16 protein-coding genes are annotated in these 18,366 nt (G+C 42.1%); 13 read left to right on the forward strand and 3 right to left on the reverse strand.

The window, feature by feature from the left end:
- Nucleotides 1-292 precede the first annotated feature (292 nt).
- On the reverse strand, nucleotides 293-1,579 hold the full coding sequence (locus ATC1_RS04240) for a Glu/Leu/Phe/Val family dehydrogenase (protein WP_062278678.1): 1,287 nt from the start codon (nucleotides 1,577-1,579) through the stop codon (nucleotides 293-295).
- 355 nt (nucleotides 1,580-1,934) lie between these two features.
- Between ATC1_RS04240 and ATC1_RS04245 the strand changes: the two genes are divergently transcribed.
- The 9 genes from ATC1_RS04245 (at nucleotide 1,935) to dhaL (ending at nucleotide 10,358) form a co-directional block, all read left to right on the forward strand.
- Nucleotides 1,935-2,594 (forward strand): transaldolase family protein, encoded by a 660-nt coding sequence (locus ATC1_RS04245; protein ID WP_062278680.1) that lies wholly within the window; start codon nucleotides 1,935-1,937, stop codon nucleotides 2,592-2,594.
- Between the two features lie 99 nt (nucleotides 2,595-2,693).
- A complete protein-coding gene (locus tag ATC1_RS04250; RefSeq protein ID WP_062278682.1) occupies nucleotides 2,694-3,944 on the forward strand; it encodes an ABC transporter substrate-binding protein in 1,251 nt (416 codons plus the stop codon).
- An 82-nt stretch (nucleotides 3,945-4,026) separates the two neighbouring features.
- A complete protein-coding gene (locus tag ATC1_RS04255; protein WP_062278683.1) occupies nucleotides 4,027-4,923 on the forward strand; it encodes a carbohydrate ABC transporter permease in 897 nt (298 codons plus the stop codon).
- Between the two features lie 4 nt (nucleotides 4,924-4,927).
- On the forward strand, nucleotides 4,928-5,767 hold the full coding sequence (locus ATC1_RS04260; RefSeq protein WP_062278685.1) for a carbohydrate ABC transporter permease: 840 nt from the start codon (nucleotides 4,928-4,930) through the stop codon (nucleotides 5,765-5,767).
- 39 nt (nucleotides 5,768-5,806) lie between these two features.
- Nucleotides 5,807-6,670 carry a ketose-bisphosphate aldolase gene (locus tag ATC1_RS04265; RefSeq protein WP_062278687.1) on the forward strand — a complete coding sequence of 288 codons (864 nt, stop codon included), beginning with the start codon at nucleotides 5,807-5,809 and terminating at the stop codon, nucleotides 6,668-6,670.
- A gap of 389 nt (nucleotides 6,671-7,059) precedes the next feature.
- On the forward strand, nucleotides 7,060-7,905 hold the full coding sequence (locus ATC1_RS04270) for a MurR/RpiR family transcriptional regulator (protein ID WP_062278689.1): 846 nt from the start codon (nucleotides 7,060-7,062) through the stop codon (nucleotides 7,903-7,905).
- A 462-nt stretch (nucleotides 7,906-8,367) separates the two neighbouring features.
- Nucleotides 8,368-8,571, forward strand: coding sequence for a twin-arginine translocase TatA/TatE family subunit (locus tag ATC1_RS04275; protein ID WP_062278693.1), 204 nt, complete (start codon nucleotides 8,368-8,370; stop codon nucleotides 8,569-8,571).
- Nucleotides 8,572-8,695: 124 nt separating this feature from the next.
- Nucleotides 8,696-9,697, forward strand: coding sequence for a dihydroxyacetone kinase subunit DhaK (locus tag ATC1_RS14975; RefSeq protein WP_062278695.1), 1,002 nt, complete (start codon nucleotides 8,696-8,698; stop codon nucleotides 9,695-9,697).
- A 4-nt stretch (nucleotides 9,698-9,701) separates the two neighbouring features.
- Entirely contained in the window at nucleotides 9,702-10,358 is a 657-nt protein-coding gene (dhaL, locus tag ATC1_RS14980) for a dihydroxyacetone kinase subunit DhaL (protein ID WP_062278697.1), read from the forward strand.
- A gap of 130 nt (nucleotides 10,359-10,488) precedes the next feature.
- Here dhaL and ATC1_RS04290 read toward each other — a convergent pair whose 3' ends face one another.
- Both ATC1_RS04290 and ATC1_RS04295 read right to left on the reverse strand, forming a co-directional pair.
- Complete coding sequence (locus ATC1_RS04290) at nucleotides 10,489-11,898, reverse strand: uroporphyrinogen decarboxylase family protein (RefSeq protein ID WP_062278699.1); 1,410 nt, start codon at nucleotides 11,896-11,898, stop codon at nucleotides 10,489-10,491.
- A gap of 11 nt (nucleotides 11,899-11,909) precedes the next feature.
- On the reverse strand, nucleotides 11,910-13,016 hold the full coding sequence (locus tag ATC1_RS04295) for a Gfo/Idh/MocA family protein (protein ID WP_062278701.1): 1,107 nt from the start codon (nucleotides 13,014-13,016) through the stop codon (nucleotides 11,910-11,912).
- 309 nt (nucleotides 13,017-13,325) lie between these two features.
- On the opposite strand from ATC1_RS04295, the gene ATC1_RS04300 reads away from it, so the two are divergent.
- The 4 genes from ATC1_RS04300 (at nucleotide 13,326) to ATC1_RS04315 (ending at nucleotide 18,260) form a co-directional block, all read left to right on the forward strand.
- Nucleotides 13,326-14,432, forward strand: a complete 1,107-nt coding sequence (locus ATC1_RS04300; RefSeq protein WP_062278703.1) for a substrate-binding domain-containing protein — start codon at nucleotides 13,326-13,328, stop codon at nucleotides 14,430-14,432.
- Nucleotides 14,433-14,761: 329 nt separating this feature from the next.
- Entirely contained in the window at nucleotides 14,762-16,264 is a 1,503-nt protein-coding gene (locus ATC1_RS04305) for a sugar ABC transporter ATP-binding protein (protein WP_062278705.1), read from the forward strand.
- Complete coding sequence (locus tag ATC1_RS04310) at nucleotides 16,261-17,301, forward strand: ABC transporter permease (RefSeq protein ID WP_062278707.1); 1,041 nt, start codon at nucleotides 16,261-16,263, stop codon at nucleotides 17,299-17,301. Before ATC1_RS04305 ends, ATC1_RS04310 begins: the two co-directional genes overlap by 4 nt.
- A complete protein-coding gene (locus ATC1_RS04315) occupies nucleotides 17,301-18,260 on the forward strand; it encodes an ABC transporter permease (protein ID WP_062278709.1) in 960 nt (319 codons plus the stop codon). Before ATC1_RS04310 ends, ATC1_RS04315 begins: the two co-directional genes overlap by 1 nt.
- Nucleotides 18,261-18,366 lie beyond the last annotated feature (106 nt).

Below are 18,366 nucleotides of genomic sequence, written 5' to 3' on the forward strand. Positions count from 1 at the left end.
CGGATCCATGGCGCCGAAGATTCAAGCGTGCATCTGGTTCCTGGAAGCTGGCGGAAAACAAGCTTTGATCACAAATCCAGAAAACATCGGTCGTGCCCTGAAAGGTGAATCCGGTACGTTAATTACCGCTTAATATAGAAAAGAGATGAAAGACGGGTGTTCTGTGGTATGAGACAGGGCACCCGTTATAACATGCGGCGTTTATAAAAAAAAAGGAGAAGCAGTACACAAAAAAAGCGTTCCATCTTGGAACGCTTTTTTTGTGCCTTTTTGGAGAACGGTTGATAACTTCTTATACCCAACCGCGTAATTTCATTGCAGTGACCACACGTTGAATGGCGACCATATATGCCGCATCACGCATGTAGACGTTTCGTTCTTTCGCCATTCCAAATACAGAATTGAAAGCGACGGACATCTTATCATCTAATTTTCCGAGAACTTCATCTTCACTCCAATAGAAGTTGGCGTCATTCTGCACACTTTCAAAGTAGGAGCAGGTTACGCCGCCACAGTTGCAGAGGAAATCTGGAATCAGGAATATATTTCGCTTCTTAATCACTTCATCTGCTTCAGTGGTGGTCGGACCGTTGGCTGCTTCCGCAATAATCTTGACCTGTTTGCTGATGGTGTTCACGTTATCCAGCGTGATCTGACCTTCCAGCGCTGCAGGAATCAAGACATCGACATCCAGGCTGCGCCATGCATCACCGGAGAGGATTTCATAGCCATTTTCAGAAGCCAGTTTCTTGTCGATCATACCGTACTGATCAGTAATGCTCATCAGGAAATGAGGATCAATGCCGTCAGCTTTATAGAAAGTGTAACTGGTTTTATCAATGCGATCCCAGCAGGAAACACATTTGACAATGCCTTTCAATTTTTCGATGTAATTGGTGGCTGTGTATTGAGCAACGTTGCCAAAACCCTGGATAGCAGCTGTGGTGCCTTTGGAATCAATCCCCAATTTTTTCATTGCTTCACGGATACAGACAACGACACCGAAACCGGTTGCCTGGGTACGGCCTAATGAACCGCCAGCGCCGACGGGTTTGCCGGTCACGACGCCCGGTGTGTATTGGCCGGAAAGCTGTGAATATTCATCCATGAACCAGCACATCATCTGTGCATTGGAACCCATATCCGGTGCTGGAACATCAGTACGCGGTCCAAAATCTTTCCAGAGGAGCCGTGCATAACCGCGAAGCAGTCGTTCTTTTTCTCGATCACTCAGAGCGGTTGGATCTACAACGACACCGCCTTTACCGCCCCCCAGCGGAACATTGGCGACAGCACATTTCCATGTCATCCAAAGTGAAAGAGCACGAACAGTATCAAAAGTTTCATTCTGGTAAAAACGTAATCCGCCTTTATGCGGGCCTAAAGCATCATTATGCTGGACGCGATACCCATCAAAAATTTTTAATTCACCATTGTCCATTCTTACAGGAATTCGAACATGAAATTCTTTTTTTGGCCAGCGCAAGAATGCACGGACTTCTTCATCTAAATCCAGCATATCTGCCACACGGTCAAATTGTTTCTGTGCTAATTCAAATGGATTGATTTCTTTACTCATTAAAAATTGATCTCCTTTTTGACCAAAATATTGTTACACAAAACCGTAATGTTAGTTTAGAGTCATTTGAGGAAACCGGCAATTGACAGAATTCGGTTAATACTCTGATTATGATCACCATAATAATATGACAATTGTTACTTTTTTCTGTCATATTCACCGGCAGCTGAAGACAGCTTGATTGCTGAATCAATGATGAAAAAATATTCTTTCATATATGATTTTGACATGAAAACAAATTGGTGATAGATTTATTTCATCAATCCGCAATTTGAAAAATGATTAAACCTTCAATATAAGAAGAGCAATAAAAAAATGTGGATTGGTATGAAATAATTGGTATGGAGGAATTGTAATGAAATTATATGGCGATACTGCGAATCTGGATGAATTGAGAGAGATGGAATCGATGGGATTATTAAGCGGTGTAACGACAAATCCAACAATCCTTTCGCAACAAGGGGCAGATGCTATGGCGACACTGCGGAAAATCACAGCGTTGCTGCCGGATTACCCGATTTTTGCTCAGGTTACAGCGCAAGATCATCAAGGAATGATCGAGCAGGGTAAGAAGATTAACACTGCCGGCAGTCACATGGTTGTGAAAATTCCTGCAACAAATGAAGGTTTGAAGGCCATTGCAGCGCTGCGAAAAATTGGCATCAGAACTTGTGCGACTGCAATTTTGACCTCTGCGGAGGCATTGTTGTGTTCTCTGGCTGGGGCTTCTTATGTTGCTCCTTATACCGGTCAAAATGAACAAGTCGGTTTCAGCGGCATTCAAACACTCAAAGAGATTGTCACAATCCTGAAAACGGCAGACACCGATACAGAAGTTTTAGCTGCTTCTATCGAGAAACCGCAGGAGCTGGCAGAAGTTGCAATGACGGGCGCTCAGATTGCAACGATTACTTATCAGCAAATGATGGATGTTTGCGGAAGAGCTGCGCCTCTGACCGGTTTCTATGTGGATCGCTTTTTCAATGATTGGAACCGGAATCATTGTTATTTTTAATCATTGGTAAAAAAAATTTTATTTCTTATCGATATTGACATCATATTTTCGCCATGATAGAATTTTTTCACAACTAATTTTTTCAGAGAAAGGAAAAATATGAAAAAGAATTTGTTAAGTGTTTTGTTGTCAATTGTATTGTTGGCATCTTTCTTAACGGTGCCGGTTTTTGCTGAAGACCCTATCACACTGGAGTTTTCCCAATGGTGGGAACCGGAACTCCCCCAAGGAGCTTTCCGTCAGTTGATCGATCAATTCGAGGAACAAAATCCTGGAATCAAAGTTGAACTCTTGAGTGGTCCCTATTCTTCAACAAAAGAACAGATTGTCGCCGGCGCTGCAACTGGAACGATGTCGGACGTTGTAGGTCTGGATGGAGCCTGGGTCAATGATTTTGTCAAACAAGGCGCGATCACCGATTTGTCCGCACTGATGAAAGAAGCTGGTTATGATGAATCGCAGCTTGCTTCGCAGATTCAGTTGAACGGTTCGACCTACATGATACCGGTCGTCAATTTTGCATCTTTGTTGTTTGTCAACAATGATCTCCTGAGTGGAGCCGGTATTGAAAAGATTCCTTCCACACGGACTGAATTTTTCGAAGCCGCAAAAGCGATTACGAATGCCGAAAAGAATATTTCCGGCTGGATTCTGCCAATTTCACTGGAAACTCCCAACGGTATCCAGAATGATGTGATGCCATGGGCTTGGGCATCCGGAAAAAGCATGATGAAAGATGGAAAACCGGATCTACTCAATGCGGATGTAAAAAGCGCTGTTGAGTATGTAAAGAGTCTGTATGATGCTGGTGTGATTGCTCCAGGCGCCTTCAATATGAAGGAACAGGATAAAGTTGAGGAATTCACCAATGGACGCGTTGGAATGATGTTCGATACGCTGGCTCACATTAATCTGATCCGCGAGCGGAATCCTGAATTGAACTTTAGTGTTGCAGCAGCTCCGGCTGAAGATAGCTATACTGGTGAACGGGGAATCACCTATGCTTCCTGGGGTATTGGTATCGCTGAAAACAGCGAACATAAGGCAGAAGCCTGGAAACTGGTGGAATTCTTGATGAGCCAGGATATCAATGCAAAATTAGCGACCATTGCCAATGCATTCCCGGGTAACGCCAATGCAGCTCCTGATCTTTCAAAGAGTGATCCGTTGTTCAGCGATGCATTTAAAGTCTATCAGGCTGGACATCCGGCGAATGAATTTGTCGGTCTGCCGGTTGCGGAGGATCTGATGCGGTCCTTCGATGAAGAATTCCAACTGATGTTGGATGGCGATCAGACAGTTGATGAAATGCTTGCTAACGCACAAGCAGCCTGGGAGAAGGAATTCTAATTTCGGGCAACGATTATGGATATGATCACACGATTGATATTTCGTGTGATCATATTTTTTGAAAGAGAAGAGAAAACAAGTGATGACGTTGAAAAGCAGACCAGGTTCTCTGGGGAAAAGGCTGACGCCTTATCTTTACCTATCCCCTACGATGGTGTTGATGATTATTCTGATGCTTGTTCCAATTGTGATCGTGATTGGTTATTCTTTTTACGACAATGTCATCATGAATAAACATCCGGTTTTCATCGGAATTAAGAATTATGCGGAAATATTGACCGACAAGAATTTCCACCAAACGATTTATAATACGGCGTTTTTTACAATTTCGAGTGTGGTTTTTCATATGATCATCGGTCTGACTTTTTCGATGCTGCTGAATTCAAAATTGCTCCATCAGACAACCAGATCGATTTTTCGTGTTATTTATGTTTTACCTTGGGTTTTTACAGCAGCAATTATTGCCATTTTGTGGCGGTTGATGCTGAATCCAAATGGTATTGTAAATTATTTTCTGAATATATTTGGAACTATTGATTCAAAAGTTGAATGGCTCGGATCCAGAGATACAGCACTCTATGCGGTGACGTTCATCAATATATGGTCCGGATATCCTTTCTATATGGTCAGTTTGCTGGCAGGACTGCAAGGAATCTCGATCGATTTGTATGAAGCGGCTGAAGTAGACGGTGCAAATTCAGTACAAAAATTTCTCTATATCACAATTCCGCAGTTAAAACCAATTATTGTCAGTATGGCGATGCTGGATTGTATCTGGACGATGCAGCAGTTTTCATTAATCTGGATGACGACTGGCGGCGGTCCGATTCGGGCGACGGAAATGTTGAGCACCTATACATATAAATTAGCTTTCAGTAAATATGAATTCTCTCAAGCTTCATCCAGCGCTGTGATCATCCTGATTTTCTCGATGCTTTTGGCGTTTATTTATGTTCGAAAACAGAAAGCGAGAGATTAATCCAATGTCAAAGACAACTGGCAGAAATATTGGGAAAATAATTGTCATCATAATGTTGCTGATCGGCGCAGTTTATGCAGGTTTTCCGGTAGTCTGGATGTTCCTTTGCTCATTCAAGCCGAACACGGAGATCTTTGCTTATCCGCCGACATTTATCTCTGATACTTTCTCGTTGAATGCATATCGCTCGATTCTGACTAATTCGGAAAAAATTCGCTTTTTCCTGAACAGCTATTTTGTTTCTTCTGTGGTGACAATTCTTACGCTGTTTGTTTCGGTTTTGTCTGCATATAGCTTCAGCCGTTTTGAATTCAAGCTGAAGAAAACATTAAATATGTTGATTATCAGTGTTCAGGCTGTTCCTCCTATTACGCTTTTAATACCGTATTTCGGTTTAATCGTCGCCTTAAAACTGTATAACACCTATTGGGCGCTAATTTTCACCTATATGGTATTTACATTGCCATATGCGATTATCATGATGACGGGATATTTTAATACCCTTCCCAAAGAATTAGATGAAGCAGTAATGATTGATGGAGGTAGCCGCTTATTGGCTTTATGGAAAGTGCTGATTCCGATTTCAATTCCCGGCATGATATCAGTCGGAATGTATACTTTTATGCAAGCCTGGAACGAATATCTTTTCGCGTTGACGCTGACAAAAACCATTGAGATGAGAACAGTGCCGATTGGTATTCAACAGTTGATGGGTCAGCATTCTTATGAATGGAATGAGATGATGGCAATGAGTATTTTGGGCTGTTTGCCAGTTCTTTTATTGTTCCTGTTCTTCCAGCGTTATTTTATCGAGGGAATGACGGCAGGATCCGTAAAAAGCTGATTAAAATTATTGATCTACAAGAAAAGGAAAAATAGAAATATGTTAATGAATATGAAAAACTTGCTGGCAGTGGCAAACAAAAATTACTTTGCAGTGCCTGCTTTCAATATCAGTGATTATTCCATGCTGAATGGAATTTTCGAGGCTTCGGAGGAAAAACAATCTCCGCTGATTATTGCCATTCATCCGGATGAATTAAGTTTTATCGGGGTCGAGGTGGTAAAAGCAGTGATTGAAAAAGCAAATAAAACATCGATTCCTGTCTGTATTCACCTGGATCACGGATCAAAATTTGAACAGATTGTATTGGCAATTCAAAGCGGTTTTACATCCGTGATGATGGATGCGTCCCATTTTTCTTTTGAAAAAAATATTGAAGTCTGCAGAAAAATTGTTGAAACGGCACATGCTGTGAATGTCTCGGTTGAAGGAGAACTGGGCACCATCGGTTCAACGGATGCACAGGCTGAAGCCGGTGCCGCGCAGATTATTTATACAAATCCGGATGATGCCGTTCAATTTGTTGAAGCGACCGGAATTGACTCACTGGCCATAGCGATCGGGACATCTCACGGTATCTATCCAAAAGGAATGAAGCCGGAACTGAAACTGGATTTGCTAAAAATTATCAAATCGAAAGTCTCTGTCCCCCTGGTTTTGCATGGCGGTTCTAACAATCGGGACGACGAAATTGCTGAATCTGTCAAACTGGGTATTAATAAAATTAATATTTCCAGCGATATTAAGGTGGCTTATTTCGATAAGATGCGAGAAGTATTAAAAGATAGCAGCTTGAGAGAACCCAATGTCATCGAGCCATCTTGTATTCAGGCGATGAAAGAAACGGCGTTCCATAAGATTGAATTATTTAACGCAACCGGTAAAGCTCTTCTGTATAAATAGGCTGAGAGAAAAAACAGGGTAGGGAATCGGATTCAGACATTTTCGCGGATTCCTTCCCTTCCCGAAATTTGATTTGAAAGCGCTCTTTTCACAAGCGTTTAAAAAATAAGAAAGATTCATCGTTGTTGTGTTGTTTTAATTTTGAAAAAAAAACACAACAACAATAAATTCTTTTCATATTTCAAATTATTGGAATCGTATAAATGATGCAGGATACAATTAAAGAATCGGAACAATTCTTCGGTTATCTATAAAAGTTGTGCATAGATAACCCGCTACAAAATTATAAGAAACGAGCACAAATCCGATCGAAGTTTTTCGAAAAAGAAAATGATGCAAGCAAGTACAAAGAACGCTTTTGATTCTTTTTTTATTTCGGAGAAAATAACATGGGCATAATTCAATCTAAATCCGTCATCGAAACTATCAAAGATAATTATGATCAAATCTTTTCGTCAGAAAAAAAGATCGCTGATTTTATTTTAGCTTCTCCTGAATTGGCAGTGAATGCCAATGTCTCTGAATTGGCAAATTACAGTAATGTCAGCGATGCGACGGTTATACGATTCTGTAAACATATTGGTTACCAGGGATATTACCAACTGCGGATCAACCTTTCCAGAGATCTGGGGCGGAAACAAAGCCGTTTTATTGAATCCACGAATGGTGAAGCGGATACAGTTGACAACCTATTTAAAATGATTGCAGCGGACATGATGCGGATCGGACAAAACATTGATCAGAGCACCATGGTCAATTGTGCTAATTTAATAAAGAAATGTAATCACGCTCATATTATTGCGGTTGGAAATACCAGTCCGTTTGCTCAATATATGGGTTTTCGCTTAGGCAGACTGGGGATTAAATGCTCCTATGGAATTGTGGCTGAATATTTTATGAATCACATCAATTTGGCTGAAAAGGGTGATATTGTGATCGCAATCAGTCAATCCGGCTGTTCAAAACAGGTTGTCCAGGCGATGGAGCTGGCAAAAGAAAAATCATTGAAGCAAATAGCGATTACTGCCTACAAATATTCCCCGGTCAGCAGCCTTGCGGATTATTTGCTGCTATCAGATGTCGGCGAACGAACTGTTTACTCTTCCAAAAATTACTCTCACCTGTATGAAGCTGCGGTAATTGATGCTTTGTTATACTTCGTAACCAATGAAGAGACAATCAATGCCAATGATGCGGATAAACCCGAAATTATTTTCTCGGAATACAAACTGTAATATATTATCTCGCTGATCCGGACGGTGCAATTGTAAGATCCTTACAATGTCCAATCATTCGGAATATGAAAGAATACTTGCTGATCTCATGGCTTTTATGCTTCGTGAAAAGGTATGAGATCAGCAAGTTCCCTCTTTTTGTTCGAAAGGTTTATCCATATTTCAAACAACAGATGAAAAAAATTCAACATCCAATAATGAAAATTGAATTCTATTTTCGCAGGAATTGCTGATCGCTGGATATCGAAATATTCAATCAAGAAAAAGCAAATTATAATTTGTGTATCTTATGTGTTACCGTATCAGATAACCATGCAGGAATTCGAAATTTAATCAGATTTTGAACAAAGAGGGCGTGTGATCGATTATTCGGTTTTTTTGCGCTTTGAGCAAAAAACGAAGAACCAAACACCTTTTTCATATTTCGAAATGCTGATCAACATGAAACGAGGATGAAAGCTTATGTGGAGACCAGGTATTGCTGAAATTTTGATTGTTTTGGTGATTGTCATATTATTATTCGGACCCGGTCGTATTGCGAAAATCTCAAAAGAATTGGGGAGCAGTATCAACGCCTTTAAAGAAGGTCTTTCCGGTGAAAAGAAAGACGATCAAGAAGAAAAAGCCAAAACTGATCAGGATTCCGATCAGAAGTCAGAAAAATAATCTGAAAATCAGCATTTGAATCGTCAATTCAATTGATTCAAGCGAATTTTGCCTGCAGTCCCGATATTCATTGAATCTCATCTTGTAAATCAATGGCCAAATCTCTATAGAGGAAAAGAAAAAGATGAAAAAAATTATTAACAATGCGGATCATGTTGTCCAGGAATCAATAGAAGGACTTGTTAGCGCTTACGAACGTTATTATACAAAACACCCCGAAGTGAATGGCATCATTTATCGAAATCGGCGGAAGGGAAAGGTTTCCCTTGTGGTTGGCGGAGGCAGCGGACACGAGCCTTTATTTGGAGGTTTTGTCGGAAAAGGCATGGCTGATGCAGCGGCATGCGGCAACATATTTGCATCACCGGATCCAGGTACGATTTGTCAAACTGCATATGCGGTAGATGAGGGCAAAGGAATTCTGTTTGTTTATGGCAACTATGCGGGTGACAATCTGAATTTCGATGCAGCAGAGGAAATATTGGCCGAAGAGGGTATTCAGACAGCTCATGTTCGCGTTTGGGATGATTGCGCATCAGCTCCACCGGAAAGGACTGAAGATCGCAGAGGTATTGCCGGTGATGTATTTGTCATGAAGATCGCCGGTGCTGCTTGCGATGCCGGGCTGACGCTGGAAGAAGTCAAAACTGTGACCGAAAAAGCCAGAAACAATACGCGTTCTATCGGAGTTGCCACTTCGCCAGGTTCAATCCCCGGTTTGAATAAACCTACTTTCGAATTAGGCGAGAACGAAATTGAGTACGGCATGGGATTGCATGGAGAACCGGGAATAAAAAGAACGGTCATGGAACCGGCAGATGTATTGGCTGAAACACTGTACGTCAATTTACTGAAAGATATGCCTGTACAATCCGGTGACGAAGTCTGCGTTTTGGTTAACGGATTGGGTTCCACGACTGTTCTTGAATTGAGTATTATTTATCGCAAAATCAAAGAATTATTAGATCGGGATGGTGTGATGGTTCATGACGCGGAATTGAAAAGCCTCTGTACCTGCCAGGAAATGGGCGGCTTTTCGGTTTCGATTATGAAACTGGATGCTGAGTTGAAATTGTATTTTGATCAGCCTTGTTTTACTCCCTACTACGCGAAGGAAGGAAGATAAAACTGTGGAGACGCTCTCGGTTAACAAACTGAAAGAAATGATCCTGTATGTAGCGGATCAAATCATCGAAAGCAAACCACTTCTGACAGAATTGGACAGTGCCATCGGGGACGGAGATCATGGAATCGGCATGGAAAAAGGTTTTCTGAAAGTTAAAGAAAAAATTTCGGCCATGAATCCAAGTGAGAATGTCTATGATGTCTTTACTGCGACTGGCAGAGCTTTGCTTATGTCCATGGGAGGCGCCTCCGGCGTTATGTTTGGTCATTTCTTTGCTGCAGGAGCAAAAAACGCAGAACCGAAAACATTTCTGAATCCTGAGGATTTTATCGCGCTAATGCAGAAAAGCCTGAATACCATCAAAGAAACCGGTAAAGCGAACATCGGCGATAAAACCATGGTCGATGCATTAGAACCGGCGGTCCAGGCAATGAAAATGCAAGGAGGGACATCCTTCATCGATCTGTTCAGAAGCGCTGAATCAGCAGCAAAAGAAGGCGCTGAGAAGACAAAAGCATATCAGGCAAAGTATGGCAGAGCAATCTTTCTGATGGAACGTGCAATCGGGCATCAGGATCCAGGCGCCACATCAGTCTGGATCATTTTCAGGTCTTTGCGGGAATTTGTTGAAAAATTTACTGAAGGAAAGCAGGCGGGATAACTGCGGTTATTTCTGCAGCCGGATTTCAATTTATTTATAAAAAAACTTTTTGTTGTTCTTATCGTTTTACGCTTCGTGCAAAACGATAAGAACAACAACGATTATTCCTTTCCCTGTTTGGAATTGATGCTCACCACAGAACCGTAGTCCAGAGATAATTGTACGCCGCTGCATCGTTCGCTTGCCATTTCTCGCGGACAAGATTCACATCTCCGCTTAAACAGCGATAGGATGCACTTTCAATTTCCCATGGTCGAACGGTATTGGGGATTCGCTTGCCAGGGTTGATATGCTGCGGTTGACAGTATTCTCGCGTGAACCCAGTTCCGCCTTGCGAATATACGCCGTTCTCCAGTGTATATTCAATAGCTGCTCTTACATTTTCGGGGTTGATGTCATTCAGCATTAATGCGGACGCATCCAAAATATAGTCGCCTTCGGGTTTCATTACAGCAAACAGTTCTTTTAAATGGCTGCGAACATCATTTTCATTACCGCGAGCCAGTATTTCATATCGGACGCCCCCGCTGATTGCAAATTTCCCTTTAAATGCCTTGGCACAGGTTTGCAGATCACCCTTGTCCAGATGATAAATCAGACTTCCTGTCGGCAATTCTTTTAGAGAATTGTAATGTGTTTCCCAATTACCCTCACCATAAAACAAGATTTGATATCCTTTGGAGATAATCTCCTCAAATATCGGTTTAAGCGTCGGCCAGAAGATTGTGTCAAACGTTTTTCTGGTAAAGAACGGCACACAACCGCGATGTGCCCAGATGGTGATAGGTACTTTTTTATCAGGATCAGCAGAACCCAATGCATTCGCAATAATATGCGGGATAAGCGCCTCGCATGCTTTCAGAACATCAGCAGGCCGTTCGATTGTATCAATTGCCGTTTCAATGTAACCGCGGAATTTATCAGCCAAAATATCCAGAGGCGCTTTAATCATGCCCGCGTTAGCGCTTACCACACCTGACTCATATTTTAATTTGGCTGCTGCCGGACCGAAAGCATTCATGTAATTTGCATATGCGAGCGCTCCCGAAATAAGCGCAACGTTATGATCCATTGTCACCGGTTCACCGATGTTTGCCAATCTTGTGGTTGCACGTGGGAACCATTTTGAAAATAGGAAAGCAGTCGGGTCATCAGAGAATTCATCGTATTCGTTCTCAAACATGAACAATTGTTTCTTCTCAGCTGGTTCACCAAACTGATTGACGCTTTTTATATCTACATCCACACCCGGGCAATACAGATATTTCCAACTTGCAGATTTTGCGAGCCCATAATTACTCCAGATCGCATTTAGCATGACCGCATCATTTCCCATTTCCTCTGCCATTTTTCGAGTACAGTCAAATGCCAGTTGATAGTCACAGGCTACTTGTTGGTTGGTCAAACCGGCATATCTTGCCGCTACTTCCTGGTAGAGAAATCGAATTGGAATACGATCTGGTGTCCCACCATTCATCGCAGTTATATACCGTCGAAATCTTTCCTGATATTTCTTTTCAATTTCTTTGGATTTAAACATTTCTTGTCCCTTCAGTTAACCTTTACCCATCTTCGTGTCTTGCTGCTTTCGAAAATCGCTTCGATCACGCGCATTTCCTGCAGTCCGTCTGAAAAAGTTGCATATTCACGGATCATATCCGGATGATCCATCGAGTCATAGAAATGTTGAAAATGGTTTTTAAAAGCATCCGGAAATCCTTCAACATGTCCTCCGGGATATCCGGAAAGCGCGGCTGCAGGCGCAGAAAGGAGGTTGGGATCTTTGGTAATAATCCTGTTTGGCTGCTCCCGAAAACCGATTTCCAGATTATTGGAGTCTTCGCTGTCCCAGGTAAGAGCGCATTTTTTTCCGGCGACTGTCAGAAACGTCTTATTTTTCCTTCCAGCCTGCATAGAAGATACAAAACAACTGCCCAGCGCTCCGTTTTCAAAGCGGAGAAGAATGGCAGCCATATCCTCTGTATCGACAGCAATACGTTTTTGATTGCCATCTTTATCCGTAAAAATCCTTTCGGGGTAAACGCAATTGAACTCAGCCATAACTTCTGTGATTTTCAATCCAGTCACATATTGAGCCAGATCGATCCAATGAGAACCGATATCTCCGACAATACGTGTCAGTCCGGAATTTTTACTCAGTAGTCTCCAATTGAAATCCGTCTCAAATTGCAGCCAATCTTGAACGTAACCGCCCGTAACGGCAATAATTTCTCCCGTTTTTCCTTGATCAATTTGGCGTTTCATCTCATTGGTCATCGGGTAAAAACGGTTATGCAAGTTTACTCCAGCTGCAATATTGGTCTCTTTCACCGCAGCGGCTAATTTCTCAGCTTCATCAACGTTCGTTGTAAAAGGTTTTTCGCAGATTATGTGAATTCCGTGATTGATTGCGCACATTGCGATGGGGAAATGCGTGTGATTAGGCGTACAAATATGAACTGCATCTAAAGGTATTTGATTCATCATGTCTTGATAATCTGTGAAAGCGTGCGGGATATGATAAAGCGCAGCTTTTTCTTTGACATTTTCTGTATCACACAGAACAGAAATCTCAACATTCTTGGTTCTGCGTAACGCATCGATATGCGCGAGACCGATAAAACCGGTTCCAATGACACCAACTTTCTTCATTGACATGTTTCTGTTCTCCCTCTGCTGTTAAAAGAAGTTTCTAATTGAATATCTGATAGAGAAAGTTATTTTTATTCCTTTTTGATATGACAAGTTTCTCTTTAGAGACACTTGATTTTTCATCTTGAGATGCGGTATACTCTGAAATATCATCACTCATTGATATAAATATATCATACACCGTTTTTGCAGCAAAAGAACCGTCATCGATATCGACAATTCACAAATTAGATGGATGATCAAATCATCACTGATACTAAAAATCTACATATTTATTGAATTGTCCTATCGATATCATCATTTTCGGTCTAAGGAGTGTCAGCTTCTTTTTTTGAAATTAATGAATGGAGGGATATAAATGAAGAAAATTCTATTTTTGTTGTAACCCTTGTTCTGTTATTAACATTCGTTTCAGCAGCATCAGCTGAAAGAGCGGCGTTAGAAACACAGGGTTTGAAAGTAGCCTCCATAAACTGGACAAATGCCCATGGCTGGCGATCAGTTTATGATGCTCAGCTTCGTGAAGTTGCAGAAGAATACAAAAAATTGGGGATCATCTCACAATATGATGAATATTGTCCCAATATGGATTCTGCTCAGGAAGTTGCCATGTTTGAAACAGCAATCAATGAAGGATATGACATCATCCTGATCAATGCTGGCGGATCTTCCGGATTGGATTCCTGTTTTGAACAGGCAGAGGAAGCCGGAATTCTGGTTGTCCCGGTTGATAATCTTTATCCCTGGGCTGGTTCTATCGGAGTGCAGACTGATCAGACTATCTGGGCAGGAAATAGTTGTAAAGCATTGTGTGAAGGAATCGGCGGGAAAGGTGATATCCTCATGTTCCACGGCCAGATGGGCGCGACTGGCGCCGGTATCCGAGGAGATGTCTGGCAAAAATGTCTTGCAGATTATCCCGATATTAAAGTGGTTTATGAAGGCGCTCATAACTGGAGCCAAACCGAATCCAAGAAATTAATGGCGGAAGTGCTTGCATCCGGGATCAAATATGATGCAATCCTGACTGAAGAAGCCTGTGTCGGTATTTTGGAGGCTATTGAAGAAGCAGGAGCCCCATATCCGAAGTTCATGACATCTGACGAAGAAGTTGGATATTTGCGGATGCTGAATCGGATCAATGCCGAAAAGAAAGTTATCGATTTCTATATTATCGAGAATCCCCCGGGAATTGGCGCCAGCGCTTTGAAACTTGCAGTCCGAATGGCAGCTGGCTGGGAATTTGCTGATGGCGTGTTGAAGGAAGGTACCGACGGAAATCAGGTCTATTATTACACTCCGACCTACATTGTTACTCCGGACACACTCTCCAAGGCGATTGAAGATACGGCAGATATGGCTGACACGGATCAGGTTTCTGCATATTTGACCGAGGAAGTAGCTAATGCTGCTTTCAAATAAAATGCTTTGCACGCTTTAGACCGGATTATCGGTAGTTTGTAACAGAAATAAAGCCTACGAGCCCGTGAAAAATGGCTCTGTAGGCTTTATGAAATCTAATGCAGCAACATGAAATGTGGATGAAACCTTGTCGAAGGCGCGAAGCAATCTCCTGACACACGCGAGAACAGATTGCTTTGTCGGTCTACCGCTCTCCTTGCAATGATAGATTAATCCATGAATGATTCATCATATCAATCTTTTGCCGAATCGCAAAACTATTTGAAGAACTACGAATTTTTTGTAATTCGAATTTATAAATCTAAAGAGAAGCAGGAGGATCGAAACTTTTGCTCGAACTATTAAATATTAAAAAGAAATTTGGTGCGGTGACTGCGCTGGATCGTGCTTCATTTGCCATGGAGAAAGGTGAAATTGTTGCATTACTTGGCGCTAACGGATCAGGAAAATCTACTTTAGTCAAAATATTAGGCGGTACAGTCAAAAAAGACGCCGGCACTATCAAAATCGATCAAAAACCGGTCGAAATACGAAGCAGTGCTGAATCACGAAATCTCAAAATTGCGGTCGCTTATCAGGAATTGAGTTTGATCCCCAAAATGACAGTTTATGAGAATGTCATGATGGGACACTTCATTAAGGGCAAATTCGGTCAAGTGGATGAGCGAAAAAACCGGAGCTTCGTTGCCAGTCTATTGGAGAAATACGGCGCAGATTGCGGCCTGGATGAATACCCCAAGGATCTTCCTTCTTCAACACTCAGCATAATTGAGATTGTCAAAGCGGTATCCTGGGATCCGGATATTCTGCTTCTGGATGAAGTTACTGCTGCATTGCACCACAATGAAGTGGAAATCCTTTTCTCTAACTTGCGGGCGCTATCCGAAAAAGGCGTTTCTATTGTTATGGTTACCCATCGGCTTGGAGAAATATTCAATATCGCTTCACGAGCTGTCATTCTGCGGAATGGAGAATCGGTTGCGGATGTTGATCTGAAGAAGACGGATATTAATAAAATTGTTTATTATATGACGGGCAAAATCCCTGAAATTGTCGAAAATCCATCGGATGAAAAGCGTTCCGGAGAAGATGCGGTTCTTATTGTGGATAACCTGACAATCGGAGAGTCGGTCAGAAATGTCAGTATGCGCGTAAACCGGGGTGAAATCATCGGATTAGGTGGATTGGAAGGTCAGGGGCAGTCTCAATTTTTGCGATCAATCTATGGAGCGATACCCTTGGAGAGCGGGTCAATCACAATTGCTGGCAGAAAAGTCGATTATAAAAGTTCGGCGGATGCAGTTAAGGATGGAATCGGCTTTATTTCCGGTAATCGAAATCGCGAATCCATATTTAATCTGCGGACAATCGGGGAAAATATATTCAGTGCAAAAATGTCGATGGGGAGAGATTTTTCCCCTATATCGAATCGAATGATTATTCAGCAGGCCAATCAAATAGTCCAGGAGTATGATATAAAAATCGGCCAAATTAACGATCCGATCACATCTTTGTCAGGCGGAAATCAACAGAAGGTGGTTTTCGGACGCTGGATTCTTGTTTCTCCTGCAATTCTATTACTGGATGATCCAACAAAAGGCGTCGATGTGTCCTCCCGTCGAGAACTGCATAATTTCCTTCGTAAAGCCGCTGATCAGGGAATGACGGTTTTGATCGTTTCATCCGATAATGATGAATTATTAGAAATTGCAAACCGTATCTATGTGTTTTATGAGGGGGGTATTCATTGTATGCTCTGCGGTACAGACTGTACTGAGGAGAAGCTGGTATCAGCCATGATGGGCATGACAGTAAAGGACTCAGCAAAATGATGGAAAAGACAAAATGGTTTGACAGATTTAAAAGGCAGCCTGAGTATATGGGTGTAATCCTATTAACCGCTGTGATCATTCTCAACATTATCACACAGGGTTCAAGCTTTTTTAAGACGTCATCGCTGCAGACGCTTTTATCCACCAACACGCCGTTGATCATCCTTACGATGGCTCAATGTATTGTCCTGATATCAGGTAATATCGATATTTCAACCGGTATCACGATGACGCTGGTGAATGTATTTGCCGTGATGATGCCAACGAAAGTCTCCTGGATGCCGGTTTGGGCGGCTTATGTCATTGCATATTGTCTTGCGGTTTTGGTTGGATTTACGAATGGTGTACTGGTGGGATATTTTCGAATTCCTCCAATGCTCGCAACTTATGGAATGTCTTTTATTGTATCCGGAACCTGCCTTCTCATCAGCGATCGCCCGCAGGGTAAAGTCGCTAAAGAACTTTGGAAGATCTATAAAGGCAATTTTCATGGAGTTCCGAATTCATTATTCCTGGTTATTGCTCTGATTCTCACCTGGCTGGTTATTCGAAAATTTAGCGGGGTAAAAGAGATTTACGCCCTGGGCGGCGATGAAAAAAACACGTATTTAACCGGGGTCTCTACCATCCGGACGACAATTCGGGCTTACACGATCAGCGGAATTTTTGTCGGAATAGGCGGAATTGCCTGGACACTCATGCTGGCATCTTCCAATCCGTTGACAGGCGAGGCTAAGACGCTTCAGTCGATTGCAGCAGCATTGCTCGGGGGAACCTTAATCTCTGGAGGTTGGGGCACAATGATCTGCGGCGCATTGGGCGCACTGTTTTTTGGACTTGTAACCAACACAACAACCTATATGTTTATCAAGTTTATTCCTAAATTTGTTCCTGGATTTTCTGTTTCAACATATTATCAGGATTTTGTTGCTCAGATCATCATTTTGCTCGGTATCACACTTTCAGTTTTCGTGAGTAATCGAACCAGAAAACTTGTGAAACGGGCTGTCCGGATTAAGAGAGAGGATGAACTGTGATGATTCTTAAAAAAATAAAATCTTTTTTCAACAATACTGCGCTGATGGCACTCGTTTTGTCTCTTTTGTTGTATATAACCATGGTAATTTTCCGCCCTACTGCGCTCAGTCTCAACTCCATCGCGACAATATTCTCAACGGCTTCTATGCTGATTTTTGTATGTGCCGGACAAATGATTGTCATAACTTCCGGTGACGGGATTGATCTTTCTGCTGGTGCGATGATGTCCACGACTGCCTGCATCACGGTCGAATTGATGAAAGGGGACAACGAAAAATTACTACCCACAATCCTGGTGTGTATGGCTTTTGGATTTTTTATCGGAATTCTTAATGGGCTCGGAGTTACCTACATCGGGATACCTGCGCTTATTATGACGCTTTGTATGTCCACTGTTCTGACAAAATTACAGATCGTTATTTCCAACGGTGCACCGCGCGGTACTGTATCGAAAGAATTGTCATCCAGTTTGACGACGAGGTTTTTTGGCGTGATACCAGGGATTATGATCTGGGCATTCTTGTTCTTCCTGGTTGTGGTTCTGTTCCTTAAATATACAAAATTCGGACATCGTTTGAATCTGATCGGCACGAATTTTGAGGCGGCCAATCTTTCCGGGATTCGGGCAAAACGTGTTCGTATGCTTGCCTATGGACTTGGCGGAATGATGGCGGGTATCGGCGGACTTGTTGGGGCAGGCTATTTTCGTCAAATGCAAGTTTCGACCTTCAACAGCTATACGATGCAGTCTATTTCAGCTGTTGTTATTGGCGGCACTATGCTTTCAGGCGGAAAAGCGAATTATCTGGGTACTGTATTTGGCGCTCTGCTTTTAACCGTACTCAGCCAATTCCTTTCTTCCATTAATACCTCCGTGGCGATGCGTAATGTGATCATGGGAGTCATGCTGATTATTCTTCTTATCGCGTACAATCGTAAACCGGCAGTTCGGCAATAAATGGCCCTTTTTTCAGCGATTCAAATCTTGGGGGAATTTTTTATTATTGGATTGATCTTGCATTTCACGCAAGTACAATTTTTCCGGATTGATTAGAAACGTAAGT

The sequence above is a fragment of the Flexilinea flocculi genome (assembly GCF_001192795.1).
GTDB classification, from domain to species: Bacteria; Chloroflexota; Anaerolineae; order Anaerolineales; family Anaerolineaceae; genus Flexilinea; species Flexilinea flocculi.

What these genes read in the sequence shown, in the direction of transcription:
- ATC1_RS04240 (WP_062278678.1), bottom strand. Translation starts at nt 1,579, where the DNA reads ATGAGTAAAGAAATCAATCCATTTGAATTAGCACAGAAACAATTTGAC.
- ATC1_RS04245 (WP_062278680.1), top strand. Translation starts at nt 1,935, where the DNA reads ATGAAATTATATGGCGATACTGCGAATCTGGATGAATTGAGAGAGATG.
- ATC1_RS04250 (WP_062278682.1), top strand. Translation starts at nt 2,694, where the DNA reads ATGAAAAAGAATTTGTTAAGTGTTTTGTTGTCAATTGTATTGTTGGCA.
- ATC1_RS04255 (WP_062278683.1), top strand. Translation starts at nt 4,027, where the DNA reads ATGACGTTGAAAAGCAGACCAGGTTCTCTGGGGAAAAGGCTGACGCCT.
- ATC1_RS04260 (WP_062278685.1), top strand. Translation starts at nt 4,928, where the DNA reads ATGTCAAAGACAACTGGCAGAAATATTGGGAAAATAATTGTCATCATA.
- ATC1_RS04265 (WP_062278687.1), top strand. Translation starts at nt 5,807, where the DNA reads ATGTTAATGAATATGAAAAACTTGCTGGCAGTGGCAAACAAAAATTAC.
- ATC1_RS04270 (WP_062278689.1), top strand. Translation starts at nt 7,060, where the DNA reads ATGGGCATAATTCAATCTAAATCCGTCATCGAAACTATCAAAGATAAT.
- ATC1_RS04275 (WP_062278693.1), top strand. Translation starts at nt 8,368, where the DNA reads ATGTGGAGACCAGGTATTGCTGAAATTTTGATTGTTTTGGTGATTGTC.
- ATC1_RS14975 (WP_062278695.1), top strand. Translation starts at nt 8,696, where the DNA reads ATGAAAAAAATTATTAACAATGCGGATCATGTTGTCCAGGAATCAATA.
- ATC1_RS04290 (WP_062278699.1), bottom strand. Translation starts at nt 11,898, where the DNA reads ATGTTTAAATCCAAAGAAATTGAAAAGAAATATCAGGAAAGATTTCGA.
- ATC1_RS04295 (WP_062278701.1), bottom strand. Translation starts at nt 13,016, where the DNA reads ATGTCAATGAAGAAAGTTGGTGTCATTGGAACCGGTTTTATCGGTCTC.
- ATC1_RS04310 (WP_062278707.1), top strand. Translation starts at nt 16,261, where the DNA reads ATGATGGAAAAGACAAAATGGTTTGACAGATTTAAAAGGCAGCCTGAG.
- ATC1_RS04315 (WP_062278709.1), top strand. Translation starts at nt 17,301, where the DNA reads ATGATTCTTAAAAAAATAAAATCTTTTTTCAACAATACTGCGCTGATG.